Origin of the sequence: Bacteroides sp. OF03-11BH (genome assembly GCF_003604005.1) — a bacterium.
GTDB lineage: Bacteria > Bacteroidota > Bacteroidia > Bacteroidales > Bacteroidaceae > Bacteroides > Bacteroides ovatus.
Genome location: NZ_QTMW01000050.1, coordinates 1 through 16515, shown reverse-complemented (window position 1 = coordinate 16515; position 16515 = coordinate 1). Strand labels below are relative to the sequence as shown.

Annotated in this window: 11 protein-coding genes and 1 pseudogene; 8 read left to right on the top strand and 4 right to left on the bottom strand. The window is 43.1% G+C overall.

The genetic code is table 11. The features are described from left to right. The first annotated feature begins 39 nt into the window (after positions 1–39). The 5 genes from bioA (at position 40) to bioD (ending at position 6046) form a co-directional block, all read left to right on the top strand. Positions 40–2454: an adenosylmethionine--8-amino-7-oxononanoate transaminase gene (bioA, locus tag DXA54_RS23650; protein WP_008648662.1), complete on the top strand. Its 2415-nt coding sequence runs from the start codon at positions 40–42 to the stop codon at positions 2452–2454. 221 nt (positions 2455–2675) lie between these two features. Next, positions 2676–3830, top strand: a complete 1155-nt coding sequence (locus DXA54_RS23645; protein ID WP_008648663.1) for an 8-amino-7-oxononanoate synthase — start codon at positions 2676–2678, stop codon at positions 3828–3830. Next, on the top strand, positions 3827–4489 hold the full coding sequence (locus DXA54_RS23640; protein WP_004297134.1) for a DUF452 family protein: 663 nt from the start codon (positions 3827–3829) through the stop codon (positions 4487–4489). The genes DXA54_RS23645 and DXA54_RS23640 overlap by 4 nt, the downstream gene beginning before the upstream one ends. A 64-nt stretch (positions 4490–4553) precedes the next feature. Beyond that, complete coding sequence (gene bioC, locus DXA54_RS23635; protein WP_008999987.1) at positions 4554–5396, top strand: malonyl-ACP O-methyltransferase BioC; 843 nt, start codon at positions 4554–4556, stop codon at positions 5394–5396. Beyond that, on the top strand, positions 5393–6046 hold the full coding sequence (gene bioD, locus DXA54_RS23630) for a dethiobiotin synthase (protein WP_008648667.1): 654 nt from the start codon (positions 5393–5395) through the stop codon (positions 6044–6046). The genes bioC and bioD overlap by 4 nt, the downstream gene beginning before the upstream one ends. A 105-nt stretch (positions 6047–6151) precedes the next feature. Here the strand turns inward: bioD and DXA54_RS23620 are convergent, their stop codons facing one another. The 4 genes from DXA54_RS23620 to DXA54_RS23605 all read right to left on the bottom strand — a co-directional run bounded on the left by DXA54_RS23620 (position 6152) and on the right by DXA54_RS23605 (position 12286). Further along, positions 6152–8509 carry a PAS domain-containing protein gene (locus DXA54_RS23620; RefSeq protein ID WP_008648669.1) on the bottom strand — a complete coding sequence of 786 codons (2358 nt, stop codon included), beginning with the start codon at positions 8507–8509 and terminating at the stop codon, positions 6152–6154. Positions 8510–8597: 88 nt separating this feature from the next. After that, positions 8598–9122, bottom strand: coding sequence for a biotin/lipoyl-containing protein (locus tag DXA54_RS23615; protein ID WP_004297139.1), 525 nt, complete (start codon positions 9120–9122; stop codon positions 8598–8600). A 29-nt stretch (positions 9123–9151) separates the two neighbouring features. Beyond that, the gene (accC, locus tag DXA54_RS23610; RefSeq protein ID WP_004304129.1) at positions 9152–10663 is read right to left on the bottom strand and encodes an acetyl-CoA carboxylase biotin carboxylase subunit; all 1512 of its coding nucleotides are present in this window, start codon (positions 10661–10663) and stop codon (positions 9152–9154) included. A gap of 78 nt (positions 10664–10741) precedes the next feature. Continuing rightward, positions 10742–12286 (bottom strand): acyl-CoA carboxylase subunit beta, encoded by a 1545-nt coding sequence (locus tag DXA54_RS23605; RefSeq protein ID WP_004304130.1) that lies wholly within the window; start codon positions 12284–12286, stop codon positions 10742–10744. A gap of 249 nt (positions 12287–12535) precedes the next feature. Here DXA54_RS23605 and DXA54_RS23600 point away from each other — a divergent pair, with 249 nt between their 5' ends. The 3 genes and pseudogenes from DXA54_RS23600 to DXA54_RS23590 all read left to right on the top strand — a co-directional run bounded on the left by DXA54_RS23600 (position 12536) and on the right by DXA54_RS23590 (position 16190). After that, on the top strand, positions 12536–13123 hold the full coding sequence (locus tag DXA54_RS23600) for a DUF3575 domain-containing protein (protein WP_004300526.1): 588 nt from the start codon (positions 12536–12538) through the stop codon (positions 13121–13123). A 24-nt stretch (positions 13124–13147) separates the two neighbouring features. Next, a pseudogene (locus DXA54_RS23595) lies at positions 13148–14598 on the top strand (DUF3868 domain-containing protein). A gap of 92 nt (positions 14599–14690) precedes the next feature. Beyond that, the gene (locus DXA54_RS23590) at positions 14691–16190 is read left to right on the top strand and encodes an L-lactate permease (RefSeq protein WP_004326634.1); all 1500 of its coding nucleotides are present in this window, start codon (positions 14691–14693) and stop codon (positions 16188–16190) included. Positions 16191–16515 lie beyond the last annotated feature (325 nt).

The following is a 16515-nucleotide window of genomic DNA, read 5'->3' as shown; positions in this document are numbered from 1 at the left end:
ACATTTGCCACGTTCTAACGAACAAAAGTAAAAAAATCAATGAAGCAACAACGCCACATACAGACCACACGCACTCTTCTTTCCCGCTTTCGCTACTGGGGAAGAAAGAACTATGCTGCCTTTGCAAGTATGGGACGCGAATTCCAAATCGGTCATCTGCATACCAATGTAGTAGACGTTGCTCTTCGTAAGCAGAATGCTGCACAAACTATCCCTTATCATACATTTATGACACTTCAGGAAATCAAAGACCAAGTGTTGGCGGGTATCGACATATCACCCGACCAAGCTGCTTGGCTAGCCAACATGGCTGACAGCGAGGCGCTTTATGCCGCCGCACATGAGATTACCGTCGCGCGTGCTTCGCACGAGTTCGACATGTGTTCCATCATCAACGCCAAGTCCGGCCGATGTCCGGAAAACTGCAAATGGTGTGCACAATCCTCCCACTACCAGACTAAAGCCGAGATTTACGATCTCCTTCCCGCTGAAGAATGTCTTCGACAGGCCCAATACAACGAAGCCCAGGACGTCAACCGATTCTCCCTCGTTACCAGCGGACGAAAACCATCTCCCAAACAGATTACCCAACTTTGCGATACAGTCCACTATATGCGTCGACATTCGTCGATTCAACTTTGTGCTTCTCTGGGACTGCTCAATGAAGAGGAGTTGCGTTCCCTGCATGAAGCAGGAATCACCCGTTATCACTGTAATCTGGAAACTGCCCCGTCTTATTTTTCCAAACTCTGCTCTACGCATACGCAAGAACAGAAACTGGCTACTCTCGATGCAGCCCGTCGTGTGGGCATGGATATCTGTTGCGGAGGTATCATCGGCATGGGAGAAACGATGGAACAACGGATTGAATTTGCTTTCACATTGGCAGAACTGAATGTTCAATCCATACCTATCAACCTGCTTAGTCCGATTCCGGGAACTCCACTGGAAAACGAGCAGCCTCTAAGCGAAGAAGAAATACTTAAAACCATCGCACTCTTTCGTTTTATCAATCCGACCGCTTTTCTGCGTTTTGCCGGAGGACGTTCACAACTTTCTTCCGAAGCGATGCACAAGGCATTATATATCGGAATTAACTCGGCTATCGTAGGCGACCTATTGACAACACTCGGCTCCAAAGTATCGGAAGACAAAAAGATGATTCAGGAAGAAGGCTATCATTTCGCCGATTCCCAATTTGATCGCGAGCACATCTGGCATCCGTACACTTCGACTACCGATCCGCTTCCTGTCTACAAAGTAAAACGGGCAGACGGCGCTACCATTACCCTCGAAGACGGACGAACGCTCATTGACGGAATGTCTTCCTGGTGGTGTGCAGTGCATGGATATAATCATCCGGTATTAAATCAGGCGGCAAAAGAACAATTAGATAAAATGTCTCATGTCATGTTCGGAGGACTGACGCATGATCCGGCCATTGAACTGGGGAAACTGTTATTGCCTTTGGTTCCTTCCTCCATGCAGAAAATATTCTATGCAGACTCCGGTTCGGTAGCCGTAGAAGTGGCACTGAAAATGGCTGTACAATATTGGTATGCAGCAGGAAAACCGGAAAAGAACAATTTCGTGACTATCCGTTCCGGCTATCACGGTGATACGTGGAATGCCATGTCTGTATGTGATCCGGTGACGGGTATGCACAGTCTTTTCGGTTCGGCATTGCCTGTACGTTATTTTGTCCCGTCCCCCACTTCCCGGTTCGACGGAGAATGGAATCCGAAAGATATACTACCTCTACAAGAGATGATTGAAAAACATTCAAAAGAGTTGGCGGCGCTTATTCTGGAACCGGTGGTACAGGGAGCAGGCGGGATGTGGTTTTATCATCCGCAGTACCTGCGCGAAGCAGAAAAGCTTTGCCGGAAGCACGATATTCTTCTTATTTTCGATGAGATAGCAACGGGATTCGGACGAACCGGTAAACTTTTTGCTTGGGAACATGCCGGAGTAGAACCGGATATAATGTGTATCGGTAAAGCACTGACTGGAGGATATATGACACTTTCTGCTGTATTGACCAGCAACCGGATAGCAGATACAATCTCTAACCACGCACCGGGAGCTTTTATGCACGGACCTACATTTATGGGGAATCCACTTGCGTGTGCAGTGGCTTGCGCTTCCGTTCGCCTGCTGCTCGAATCCGGTTGGCAAGAGAATGTGAAGCGAATCGAAACTCAACTGAAAGAAGAACTGGCTCCTGCACGGGAATTTCCGGAAGTGGCTGATGTACGAATACTCGGAGCCATCGGAGTCATTGAGATGAAACGTCCGGTAAATATGGCCTATATGCAACGAAGATTTGTGGAAGAAAGAATCTGGGTACGTCCCTTTGGCAAGCTGGTATATCTGATGCCGCCTTTCATCATCACTTCGGAACAATTAAGCAAACTGACTTCCGGCTTACTTAAAGTTATTCAAAAAAGATGACAGATAAGAAGAATATTACCAGATTTTCACCCAAGAATCTGTTCCTCGGTGAGCAAAAGGGTGTTCCTCGGTGAGGAACGGGCCTTTCCTCACCGAGGAAGGATGCCTTGGTCGGTGAGAAACTTTCGGGATACTTCTTTAGACAATAAACATCTTATAGACAACCGATTACGCTTTCAACCATCCATATATCGAATACTTATTACTTAAAACAATAATTCATGACATTAGAACATATAAACCAGGAACTCCAGACCTTGAAAGAGAAAAAGAACTACCGTTCTCTCCCACCGCTAATTCACGAAGGACGAGATGTTCTGCTGAACAGACAACGAATGTTGAACCTATCTTCTAATGATTATCTCGGGCTGTCCAATGACATTTCATTGAGGAAGGAATTCTTAAAAACACTCACCCCTGAAACATTCCTGCCTACTTCCTCCTCTTCCCGGTTACTGACCGGCAATTTTAGTGACTATCAGAAGTTGGAGCAACAGCTAGCCACGATGTTCGGAACGGAAAGTGCACTTATATTCAATAGTGGTTATCATGCCAATACAGGAATACTTCCTGCCATTTGCAATACTCACACACTGATTCTTGCCGACAAGCTAGTGCATGCAAGCCTGATAGACGGAATTAAATTATCATCAGCTAAATGTATCCGGTATCGTCACAATGATATTTCCCAGTTACAACGACTGATTGCTGAAAATCATAACGCTTATGAGCAGCTTATTATTGTTACCGAAAGTATCTTCAGCATGGATGGCGATGAAGCTGATCTTCCCACTCTCATTCAACTCAAAAAGAGTTATTCCAATGTTCTTCTTTATGTAGATGAGGCTCATGCTTTTGGTGTACGAGGAAAAAAAGGATTAGGATGTGCCGAAGAACAGGACTGTATCAACGATATAGACTTTTTAGTAGGAACATTCGGAAAAGCCATTGCTTCGGCAGGTGCCTATATTGTCTGTCGGCAACTCATTCGGGAATATCTTATTAATAAAATGCGCACGTTTATATTCACCACCGCACTTCCTCCTATCAATATCCAGTGGACTTCGTGGGTGTTAGAACGCCTTTCAGCTTTACAACATAAGAGGGCTCACCTGCTACAAATCAGTGAAAAGCTAAAGGTAGCCCTTACAGCCAAAGGATATAATTGCCCATCGGTGAGCCATATTGTACCTATGATTATAGGAGCCAGTGAAGATACCATATTGAAAGCAGAAGAACTCCAGCGCAAAGGATTCTATGCATTGCCCGTCCGTCCACCTACCGTACCCGACGGAACTTCACGTATCCGTTTTTCACTGACAGCGGACATCACTGAACATGAAATTGACCAACTCATCAAACTGATAAACGAATGAAGCAGCATTTTATCATAAAGAATAATCAGAAGCATCTATTGCTTTTCTTCGCCGGTTGGGGGATGGACGAAACTCCTTTCCTGACCATTCATCCTACAGATAAGGACTGGATGATTTGCTATGATTACCGTTCATTAGCATTTGATACCGACTTATTGGAAACCTATTCCCAGATTACACTTATCGCCTGGTCGATGGGAGTCTGGGCAGCTTCGCAAATCATGAAGCAGTACCCACATCTGCCTGTCTCCCAAAGTATCGCCATCAACGGCACCCTCTACCCCATACACGAAACCAAAGGCATCGCTCACTCTATTTTCGATGGCACACTTCAAGGGCTGAATGAACAAACCTTGCAAAAATTTCAAAGAAGAATGTGTGGTTCAATAGCTGACTATAAAACTTTTCAAACCATATCCCCCCAGCGTCCGATGGAAGAACTCAAAGAAGAACTTGCCGCTATACAACAACAATATTTATCATTGCCGCCCTCTGATTTTAAATGGCAAAAAGCTATCATAGGAAAAGGCGACCGCATTTTCCTCCCGGATAACCAATATTTGGCATGGGAAAACCAAGTGGACTCTCTTGAACAAGTGGAAGCGGCACATTACCAACAAGAGCTTTTTAACACGATACTCATGCAGCCGGAGAACTGATGCATCCATCATTTTAAAATAAAGTGATTATCAAGTATATCAGTCTATTAAACAAATATTGATTATGAATAAACGACTAATCGCAGAACGTTTTTCAAAAGCTATCACTACCTATCCAAAGGAAGCAAACGTGCAACGGCAAATAGCAGGTAAAATGATTCGTTTGCTTACAGAACACATACCTTCTCCCTGCTCGAAAGTAATTGAATTTGGCTGCGGAACCGGTATTTACTCCCGTATGCTACTCCAAGCCCTCCGTCCGGAAGAGTTATTACTTAATGACCTTTGCCCCGATATGAAATATTGCTGTGAGGACTTATTAATGAAGAAGCAGGTTTCTTTTCTTCCGGGAGATGCCGAAACTGTCTCTTTCCCCACCGAAAGTACATTGATAACTTCCTGCTCCGCCTTGCAATGGTTCGAATCACCGGAAAACTTTTTCGAAAGGTGTAATACCCTACTCAATAATCAGGGTTATTTTGCTTTTAGCACTTTTGGAAAAGAAAACATGAAAGAAATACGCGAACTTACCGGCAACGGACTTCCTTATCGTTCACGGGAAGAGCTCGAAGTAGCTTTGTCACCCCATTTTGACATACTGTATTCAGAAGAAGAGCTTATCCCGCTTTCGTTCGAAGACCCGATAAAAGTACTATATCACTTGAAGCAAACCGGAGTCAATGGCTTATCAACGCAATCCTCTCCTACCGGAAAACAAGAGAACGATTTGTGTTCATCAGACAACAATTCAAAAAATAATTTTAAGAACAATCTCCCCCAACAACAATGGACTCGTCGTGACTTGCAACTCTTCTGTGAACGTTACACGCAGGAATTTACTCAGGGCGCTTCTGTGTCCTTAACATATCATCCCATTTATATCATCGCAAAAAAGAAAAAAGTATGAAACAGAATGTATATTTCGTAAGCGGTATCGACACTGATGCCGGAAAAAGCTATGCCACCGGCTTTCTAGCTCGTGAATGGAACAAGAATGGCCATCGCACCATCACCCAGAAATTTATTCAAACGGGAAATGTAGGTCATTCCGAAGATATTGACCTACATCGGCAAATCATGGGAATCCCTTTCACCAAAGAAGACCAAGAGGAACTAACCATGCCGGAGATTTTCTCTTATCCCGCCTCTCCGCATCTTGCTTCCCAGCTAGATAACCGTCCCATCGACTTTGATAAAATAAAACGTGCGACCGAAGAATTGAGTGAACGGTATGACTCTGTTTTACTCGAAGGAGCAGGCGGCCTTATGGTTCCCCTCACTACTGAACTTTTAACCATTGACTACATCGTCCAAGAAAAATATCCGCTTATCTTTGTTACTTCGGGCAAACTGGGGAGTATCAATCATACCCTGCTTAGTCTCGAAGCAATACAAAAACGCGGCATTGTACTAGATACCGTATTATATAATTTATATCCTACCGTAGAAGACAAGACGATTCAGAATGATACAATGGAATTTATCCAGACCTGGCTGAAAAAGTATTTTCCGGAAACGAAGTTTATACTGGTTCCGGAAATAAAAAAGAATCTATAGAAAAGTAATCACCGACTACTTTCACTCAACAACAATCGTACTCTTGTGTGGATTATGGCTATCATAAGTAACTTTCACCGGATACATATAGCCATAATCCTTTTTTTAAACAGTAGTCGAATATTTATCTAAAGCCTTTCTCAATGTTCTTTCCGAAATCGGTTTGGTCACAAAGTCATTACAACCCATCTCCAATGCCAATTCTTTATCCGCCTCAAAAGCATAAGCCGTCAAAGCAATGATCGGAATTTCTTTAGAATAAGAGCGGATAATATGGGTTGCTTCCAGTCCATCCATACGCGGCATTTTTACATCCATCAGGATTAAGTCCGGTTGGTACTGCTTATACATTTCGATAGCTTCCACTCCGTCTTTAGCCCAAAGCAATGTATATTCCCTGCCAATCAGATTCTTCAGCAAGATAAAATTGCTCTCCACATCTTCTGCTACCAGAATCTTCTTAATCTGTTGTACACGATTGACTGTATTTCCTTTAGATACCACTTTCGACTCTTTAAAGAATTTACCATGCTCTCCGGTTTCTTCATAAGGGATCGTGAAATAGAATGTGGAGCCTTTACCCAGTTCGGAAGTCACCCCTATTTCTCCACCGATTTTTTCGATAATCATCCGACAGATAGACAGACCTAATCCTGTCCCTTGGGCAAAAGAGTTCAGTTTGACAAAACGCTCGAAGATATGATCTACCTTTTCCGATTCTATCCCTATTCCTGTATCCTTTACATACACACGAATATCCTTATCCATTCGTCCAAAACCAAAACGGATCTCTCCTTCATAGGTAAACTTACTTGCATTAGTCAGGAAATTCGTTATCACCTGCATGATACGGTTCTGATCTCCCTCCATGAGTAAATCCTCCTCCTCATTATCAAAGACAAGAGTTACCCCTTCTTTCACACGTTCTTTATGAACAGTATAAATTGTTCGGCAGACCTCTCCCAGATTCATTGGACGTTTGATATATTCCAGTGTTCCGGCTTCTATCTTCGATAAATCCAGAATATCATTAATCAATTGCAACAAGATATCCGAATTCTGATTGATAATACCCGAATAGAGCTTTTTCTCTTCAGCAGTTTCGGCAGAAGGCAATAATTGGGAGAATCCTACAATGGCATTCAGCGGGGTCCGGATCTCATGACTCATGTTAGCAAGGAAAGCACTTTTCAATCTGTCGGATTGCTCCGCTTTAATCCTTGCCTTGATTAGTTCCTGCTCAATATTCTGAAGATTAGTAATATCCCACGAAATGCCAATCAGCAAAGGTTTACGTCCCTCCATCGGTACGAGTGCTTTCAAAGTTTGCACGATACGTGCTTCTCCATTAGCGGACAGATAAGTTTCCTGCATATCAATACGCTTATGAGTCTGGAGTAATTCCAAATCATCCTTACGGAATTTCTCCGCGTCTCCGTGCACCGGAAATATCTCATAATCCGTATGCCCGATAGCTTTAGATGCCGGAATACCCGAATGATCGGCAAATGCCTTATTCCAATATAAATATCTAAGATCATCTTCCGGATCTTTCACAAACAAATAGACCGGAATATTATTTAAAATGCCATCTAATAACAGATTCAGTTCACGGAGTTCATCCCGTTTCTTGATAACATCGGTAATGTCCTGCGTAAAGAACCAGGTGAGTTCCTGATTATTTTCACGAATCAGGAAAGTAGATACCTGATGTACTCTCTCCTTCGTATGCCCGTAAGGTATATAAGCCGCCCGATAAGCCAGACTTCCTTCATGATCGCGTATCACCTGGAGCTTTTGTTCCCATGCCTCCTTGTTGGTCATAGAGACACGCAAATCATATATTTTTTGTGTACCCAACTCCTGCGTTACACCGTATTCTTCTATAAATTGCTTATTTGCATAAACCAGCGTTCCATCTTCCGCCACAGCAAGAATACTGTCACTCACCTTATCAAGCACACTTTTAAAAACTTCCAATTGTCTTTGGGTAGCCACTCGTTCCGTTATATCACGACACATGATCAGCACATATTCCTCATCCAACGGAAAGATACGGTTCTCGTAATAATGGCGTTCACCATTAAAATCCAGTTCATGGTGTGCAGTTGAAACAGTTCCGGTGGTGATAGCATGACGCATATTGGAGTGAATATTCTGATATGCTTCCGGCGGAACCATATCCTGCATACGCATCCCTCTAAAATCCTTGTTTGATATTCCTACATGGTTGGTTTCCTCATTGGAAACAACTTCAATACCTACCTCACTCTGATTGAAGACAGTCAGCATATCGGGAAGAGAGTCTAGTATTCTAACAGCATATTTTTCTTTAAAACTAACAGGACGATCGTTATATTTCTCATCCCTAAGGGTAGAAAGTTCTTTTCTAAGCTGCTCGTTTTCTTTTTTAAGTGCTTCTAACTGTTCTAATAATGCTTCTTTGCTTTGTTCGATGCTCATAATGTAACGGTGTAAATACGTACTTATCTGCCAAAAGTAAATATTTTTTTGAATAAAAGCACGTATTTACCCCGTTTTTTTCAAAGAATTACTCAATTACCATAATCCGGTCGTTCAATCCCACCTTCATGCCATCTTCCACGAATACTTCTTTCACAACTCCATCCGTCACCGAACGTATCTCATTCTCCATTTTCATCGCCACCAATACACAAAGCGGATCACCCCGCTTCACGAGATCTCCTTTCTTTACATACGTCTTCAGGATAACTCCCGGCATCGGTGCCTGTACCACCTGACGCCCTACGGATTCAGCAGCAGTACGGGCATTATGTATCTTCTCCATTTCTCCCTGCAATTCAATCTGATAAAGCTCCCCTTTATTCATAATCGTATATGAATTATTGGAAGAAGGAGAAATCTGCACTCCATGCGAGTGGTGATCGATGATGATCGAATGGATAGAGTCGCCACCCATGTTATAATCGACCTCATATATCTTACCATTGACTGCAATCTTCTTAATTGGTCCGTCCTCCAGAATCTCCACCTTATATTCACTGTCCGGCATATCCTGGAGCTTGGCGTAATATGTAGCTAATGTTGTACCCATAATCTGTTCCGTTATTTATTAGTCTCAAATCAATAATTATTAGCAGTCATCTGCAATTTACCATAATACTTCCAGAGTGATTCTCCTACTACCGGGAGTGTTGTTGCACGGGAAGCCGCTTCTTTCTCGCGCTCGTAATGTCGCACTGCGGCAGCAATGACAGCCACTGTCGGATCTGTATTCTGACGACGTTTCAGGTCTTCCTTATCGAAGCGTGTATCAATAAACGTCGTGTCATATTCACCTTTCAGGAAAGCTGCGTTCTTCAATACACGTTGATGGAAAGGAATCGTTGTTTTAATTCCCAGAATCTTATACTCGCGCAAAGCACGTGCCATATTGGAAATGGCAGAAGCACGGGTACGCCCCCAACAACATAGCTTGGCAATCATCGGGTCATAATGCAGAGAGACTTCAAATCCGGCATAAGCGGCACTGTCAAGACGCAGGTTACGTCCCTCGGGAGCTTCACGGACAGTAATCACACCGGGAGAGGGCATGAAGTTATTCTCCGGATCTTCGGCGTAAATACGACATTCGATCGCTGCTCCGCTAAACTCAATATCATCCTGTTTGTAAGGTAATGGATTTCCGGCAGCAACAGTTATCATATCCCGTACCAAGTCAACGCCTGTGCACTCCTCCGTCACAGGATGCTCTACCTGCAAACGGGTATTCATCTCGAGAAAATAGAAGTTCTGGTCCTTATCCATCATAAACTCCAATGTCCCGGCACTGTAATAACCTATTTTTTTACAGGCTTCCACGGCTACCTTCAACATCTTCTTTCTCGTCTCCTCTTTCACAAAAGGAGAAGGACTTTCTTCTATCACCTTTTGGTTACGACGCTGAATGGAACATTCACGTTCATACAGATGAACGACATTTCCATACTTATCTCCCATGATCTGAACTTCGATATGATGCGGATTCTCAATATATTTTTCAATATAAACCGCATCATTGCCAAAGGATGTCCCTGCTTCGGATTGCGACAAACGGAGAGCAGTTTCCACCTCTTCTTCCGTACGTACCAGACGCATACCTTTTCCTCCACCTCCCGCAAGTGCTTTCAGCATAATGGGATAGCCAACTTCATTAGCTACCTTCTTCACTTCATCAATGCCCTGTACCGGTGTTTCGGTTCCGGGCACAATAGGCAATCCTGCTTCCCGCATAATCTTACGGGCCTCCGTCTTGATTCCCATTTTGGAAATAATATCCGCACTCGGTCCGATAAAAATCACTCCCTCTTCTTCGCAACGGCGGGCAAAATCCGCATTCTCCGACAGGAAACCATATCCCGGATGAATAGCGGCTCCGGTCTTTTTGGCAATGGACAATATCAATTCCGGCTTTAGGTAGGAGGTATCTTCGGGCGATTCGGAGATGCAATAGGCTTCTTCCGCATAACGCACGTGCAAAGCTCCGCGGTCTACATGGGTATAAACAGCCACTGTCGAGATATTCATCACCCGACAAGTCCGAAAGATGCGCATCGCTATCTCACCCCGGTTGGCTACTAATATTTTTTTTATCATAATCTTTTTCTTTTTAGAAGTCAAAACTTAAAAGAGCAATTTAATAATTTTAGGCACGGATTTAATCCATAAACAGGCTTACAGCGGTAGATTAGAATGTTTCTTAGGAGGATTCGACTGCCGTTTGTTGGCAAGCATCTCGAAACTTCGAATCAACCGCAAACGGGTTACTGCCGGATCGATTACTTCATCCACATATCCCAGTTCCGCCGCCCGGTAAGGATTGGCAAACTTTCCGCGATAATCATCCTGAAGTTCTTTCCGTTTCTCTTCGGGTTTCTCGGCTTTATCTATTTCCTTACGGAAAAGGATATTCACAGCTCCATCCGGTCCCATCACCGCGATTTCGGCGGTAGGGAAAGCAAGATTTACATCTCCACGGATATGCTTGGAACTCATCACATCGTAAGCACCACCGTATGCTTTGCGGGTAATAACCGTCACTTTCGGCACCGTAGCCTCACAATAAGCATAAAGTAATTTTGCCCCGTTACGGATAATTCCGCCATATTCCTGATCGATTCCCGGAAGGAATCCCGGAACATCTACCAGTGTCAGTAAAGGGATATTGAAAGCATCACAGAAGCGGACAAAACGGGCGGCTTTGATAGACGCATTGATATCCAGTGTACCAGCAAGCACCAATGGCTGATTAGCCACCACTCCCACCGTTTTTCCATTCAGGCGGATATATCCCGTCACAATATTCGCAGCATATTCTGCCTGAAGCTCGAAGAAACTATTATCATCAGCCACCGCTTCTATCATCTCTTTTATATTATACGGCTGATTCGGATTGGACGGAATCAAATCTGCCAGTTCCGGAGTCAGGCGAGTCGGCGAATCGCTGGTCGCTACAAACGGAGGCTCTTCCATATTATTCCCCGGCAGATAGGAGATCAATTCACGAATATAATTGATGCACTCAATATCGTTTTCCGCAGAAAGATGGGCTACACCGGACTTTGTCATGTGCACACCTACTCCACCGAGTTCTTCTTTTGTCACTTCTTCCTGTGTCACGCTTCTCACCACATCCGGTCCTGTAATAAACATATAACCGGAGTTTTTCACCATCAAAATAAAATCGGTCAATGCAGGAGAATAAACAGCACCACCGGCACAAGGTCCCATGATTGCGCTAATCTGTGGAATCACTCCGGATGCCATAGAATTGCGCAGGAATATCTCGGCATATCCGGCCAAAGAACGTACTCCTTCCTGAATTCGTGCGCCTCCCGAGTCATTCAATCCGATGATGGGTGCTCCCATCTGCATGGCCATGTCCATCACTTTACAAATTTTCTTAGCGTGCGTTTCCGAAAGAGCTCCTCCAAATACGGTGAAATCCTGTGCGAATACATAAACCAGGCGCTTGCCAATCATACCATATCCCGTCACCACCCCGTCTCCGGCAAATTTCTGCTTTTCCATACCGAAATCGGTACACCGATGGGTTACCAACTTATCCAGTTCGATAAACGAACCTTTCTCCAATAATAAATCGATGCGTTCACGGGCGGTCAGTTTGCCCACAGAATGTTGTTTTTCAATGCGAGCGTCTCCGCCGCCTTTTTCTGCTTTCCTGTTCAGTTCTTCCAGGTTGCTAATAAGCTCTTTCATAGGCTGTAATTATTAAAGTTGTATGTGTGTGTAAAAATAAACAGTAATAAATGAAATCATTGTCATATTGATTACACAAAGGTACTTTTATATAATGAACGCATCATGCGTGGAAATTGTTAGCATTTATGCCTTAAAACATCTTTATCCATTTATTTAGGGAGCTTTTTTTTGCAGGTTGCGACAACAAACTTCTCCGCTTTTCTGTTTATCGCTTATCATTTTTAATAAAACCTATACCCTAACAAAATGAGAACAATTAAAATCTTATTAGCAGCCGGTTTCCTGCTCGTGTTCGGTACAAGTATTCATGCACAGGTACAACGGAATGAAACCTATCTACCCAAATTTGCCATCAAGACCAATGCTCTCTATTGGGCCACTTCTACGCCCAATTTAGGAATCGAAGTGGGATTGGCAAAGAAACTGACTCTCGACATATCCGGTAACTACAATCCGTGGAAGTTTGGTGACGACCGTCAAATCAAACATTGGCTCGTTCAGCCGGAATTACGCTATTGGCTCTGCGAACGTTTCAACGGAAGTTTCTTCGGTTTACACGGACATTACGGAGAAATGAATGTCAGCAATCTGAATATATTCGGAATGGGACATGACCGTTACGACGGCAATCTGTACGGAGCCGGTATTTCCTACGGATATCAATGGATCATAAGCAAACGATGGAGTATGGAAGCTACCATCGGAGTGGGATACGCCCGTCTGGAATATGATAAGTATGCTCGTGGTGACGGAGGTGAAAAGTTGGGACATAACACCCGCAATTATTTCGGTCCGACCAAAATCGGTCTTAGTTTCATTTATGTCATCAAATAATCGAACTCTCTAAAACTTACAATGATGAAAAGAAAACTTATTTATCTATTTATAGCTTTTCAGCCGCCATCCTACCGGCTCATGCACAAAAATTCCTGAACGATGCGCTCACTCTCTCGAACGTATCTTTATGGCAACAAGGTAACTCTCTCTATGTCAGCATGACCTTCGACATGAAGAATCTGACAATAGGTTCCGCCCGAAGTTTAAGCCTTATTCCCCTGCTGACGGACGGGCAGCATAATGTACCCTTGCAAGAAATCATCGTCAATGGTAAAAGACGCGAAAAAGCATATATCCGCAGTCTGGCAATCACTAAGCAAGAACCTACCGCCATTATCGTTCCTTATAATAAAAGGGAAACTTTTAATTATACGCAGGTGATTCCTTACAAACCCTGGATGGCTAATGCCAGTTTGCAACTTGTAGAGAATCTATGCGGATGCGGCAATTATCAGGAAATGAATGCACAGGAACTGATTACCAATGATGTATCTACCGAAGCCAAACGTTTAAGTGCCATGTCTCCTATCATTGCCTATATTCAGCCAACCGTAGAAGTGGTCAAAAACCGTAGCGAACAATATGAAGCTCATCTGGATTTTCCGGTCAACAAATCGGTGATCCTTACCGACTTCATGAACAATCATGCTGAATTGGTGAATATCCATGCCATGTTTGACAAAATACAGAATGACCGGAACCTGACTGTGAAAGGTATCAGTATCAAAGGTTTCGCCTCGCCGGAAGGACCTCTTACCTTCAATGAACAGCTTTCCAAAAAACGTGCGGAAGCTTTGAAGGATTATCTGGTTAAGAACGAAAAAGTGTCTTCCAAACTATATAAAGTGACTTTCGGTGGAGAAAACTGGGATGGATTGGTAAAAGCACTCCAATCTTCTTCGATGAAGGAGAAGGAAACATTCCTGAACATCATCAAAAATACAACTGACGATGCCAAACGTAAACAGGAAATCATGCGTGTAGGCGGCGGAGCTCCTTACCGTAGTATGCTGAAAGAGATTTATCCGGGATTGCGTAAAGTGAACTGCAAGATTGACTATACCGTTGTCAATTTCGATGTTGAACAAGGCCGTATCATTATCCGGGAAAATCCGAAATATCTTAGTCTGAACGAAATGTATCAGGTGGCCAACAGTTATCCGAAAGGCAGCAAGGATTTTGTTAATGTATTCGATATTGCTGTACGCATGTATCCTACTGACGCCGTAGCTAACCTGAACGCAGGAGCCGTCGCATTATCACAAAAGGATTTGGATGCAGCAGTGAAGTTTATGGAGAAAGCCGATCACAATACTGCCGAGTTCATCAACAATACCGGAGTCTACAATTTCCTTAACGGAGACATTAACCGTGCCATGGCCGCATTCGAGCAGGCAGCAAAGCTAGGTAACGAAGCTGCCCTTGCCAACTTAAAACAATTACAACAAATTTTAAGTGTGAAGATGAAATAAACAGAAAAATCTATTTATTCAACCGACCAAAGTGGGGCGTTCGTTTGTTATATCAATAATAAACGACGTTCCACTTTTTAAATCTGATAATTATGACCTTGATCCTTGCTGTTATTCCAGTGTTACTGTTGATTATACTGATGGCATTTTTTAAAATGTCAGGTGATAAAAGTAGTATCATTTCTCTGATTGTGACGATGCTGATTGCTCTTTTCGGCTTCGCTTTCTCGGTAGACAATCTGTTTTACTCCTTTTTATATGGAGCATTAAAAGCTGTCTCTCCTATCTTAATCATTATTTTGATGGCTATTTTCAGTTATAATGTATTGCTGAAAACTGAAAAGATGGAGATTATTAAACAGCAATTCGCTTCTATTTCTACCGACAAAAGTATTCAGGTGTTATTACTGACTTGGGGATTCGGAGGTCTATTGGAAGCTATGGCCGGCTTCGGAACAGCAGTAGCTATTCCAGCGGCAATTCTTATCAGTCTGGGATTCAAGCCTATCTTTTCGGCAACGGTGAGTCTGATTGCCAATAGTGTAGCCACTGCTTTCGGAGCAATCGGAACTCCGGTATTAGTATTGGCCAAAGAAACGAATTTGGACGTATTGCATCTTAGTACGAATGTCGTATTGCAATTATCCGTTTTAATGTTCCTGATTCCGCTGGTTCTACTTTTCCTTACTGACTCCAAACTTAAATCGCTCCCGAAAAATATATTCCTGGCTTTATTGGTAGGCGGAGTCTCTTTAGCCAGCCAATATGTGGCAGCAAAATATATGGGTGCTGAATCTCCGGCCATAATCGGCAGTATTCTTTCTATTATCGTAATCGTTATTTATGGAAAACTTACTGCATCCAAAGAAGAGAAAACACGAAAAAGTCATCTGAAAACGAAAGATATATTAAATGCATGGAGCATTTATTTACTGATTCTGTTTCTGATTATTCTGACCAGTCCGCTCTTTCCGGGATTGCGTCATACTTTAGAGAACAATTGGATTACGAGAATCAGTCTGCCTATCAATGCGTCCACCGTCAATTATACTATTTCCTGGCTGACTCATGCCGGAGTATTGCTTTTCATCGGTACTTTTATCGGTGGATTGATTCAGGGGGCTAAAGTAAAAGATCTGTTCATCGTTCTTTGGAATACCGTGAAGCAGTTGAAGAAAACATTCATTACGGTTATCTGCCTCGTGGGGTTATCTACTATTATGGATAGTTCCGGAATGATCGCCGTGATTGCCACAGCACTGGCTACGGCTACCGGAAGTTTATACCCGTTATTTGCTCCGGTTATCGGTTGTTTGGGAACGTTTATCACCGGAAGCGATACATCTTCCAACATCCTTTTCGGAAAGTTGCAAGCAAGTGTGGCTGGGCAAATTCATGTCAGTCCGGATTGGCTGTCTGCTGCAAATACAGTAGGTGCTACAGGGGGTAAGATTATCTCTCCACAAAGTATTGCCATTGCTACTTCTGCCGGAAACCAACAGGGAAAAGAAGGTGAAATACTGAAAGCAGCTATTCCTTATGCTTTAATATATGTGGCGATTACAGGAATTATTGTTTATATTTTCAGTTAATTACCCTAAAATTGAAGAAGATAATAATACTGTTAACAAAGCGTGATAATACTTCCGCTTAACCATTAGATATTAAAACATTTAGCTCGTTTTTGCACGGTTTTGATTCTTTTCACCACAGAGGACACGGAGGACACAGAGGTGAATTTGGTTTATGACTTACGGTTGTGACCCTAATTTTGATGCGTAATCCTCCTACTATAAAGTTGAAAAAATATGAAAACATCTGCCACCTGCAACGAAAAGCGCGTAATGCACTAGTTGATAAATAGTTGGAGCGTTGCAGATACCTGCGGCAGATAGGTTGCAGATAAAGTATCTGCAA

Coding starts and splice junctions, on each gene's coding strand:
- bioA (WP_008648662.1), top strand. CDS start 40: ATGAAGCAACAACGCCACATACAGACCACACGCACTCTTCTTTCCCGC.
- DXA54_RS23645 (WP_008648663.1), top strand. CDS start 2,676: ATGACATTAGAACATATAAACCAGGAACTCCAGACCTTGAAAGAGAAA.
- DXA54_RS23640 (WP_004297134.1), top strand. CDS start 3,827: ATGAAGCAGCATTTTATCATAAAGAATAATCAGAAGCATCTATTGCTT.
- bioC (WP_008999987.1), top strand. CDS start 4,554: ATGAATAAACGACTAATCGCAGAACGTTTTTCAAAAGCTATCACTACC.
- bioD (WP_008648667.1), top strand. CDS start 5,393: ATGAAACAGAATGTATATTTCGTAAGCGGTATCGACACTGATGCCGGA.
- DXA54_RS23620 (WP_008648669.1), bottom strand. CDS start 8,509: ATGAGCATCGAACAAAGCAAAGAAGCATTATTAGAACAGTTAGAAGCA.
- DXA54_RS23615 (WP_004297139.1), bottom strand. CDS start 9,122: ATGGGTACAACATTAGCTACATATTACGCCAAGCTCCAGGATATGCCG.
- accC (WP_004304129.1), bottom strand. CDS start 10,663: ATGATAAAAAAAATATTAGTAGCCAACCGGGGTGAGATAGCGATGCGC.
- DXA54_RS23605 (WP_004304130.1), bottom strand. CDS start 12,286: ATGAAAGAGCTTATTAGCAACCTGGAAGAACTGAACAGGAAAGCAGAA.
- DXA54_RS23600 (WP_004300526.1), top strand. CDS start 12,536: ATGAGAACAATTAAAATCTTATTAGCAGCCGGTTTCCTGCTCGTGTTC.
- DXA54_RS23590 (WP_004326634.1), top strand. CDS start 14,691: ATGACCTTGATCCTTGCTGTTATTCCAGTGTTACTGTTGATTATACTG.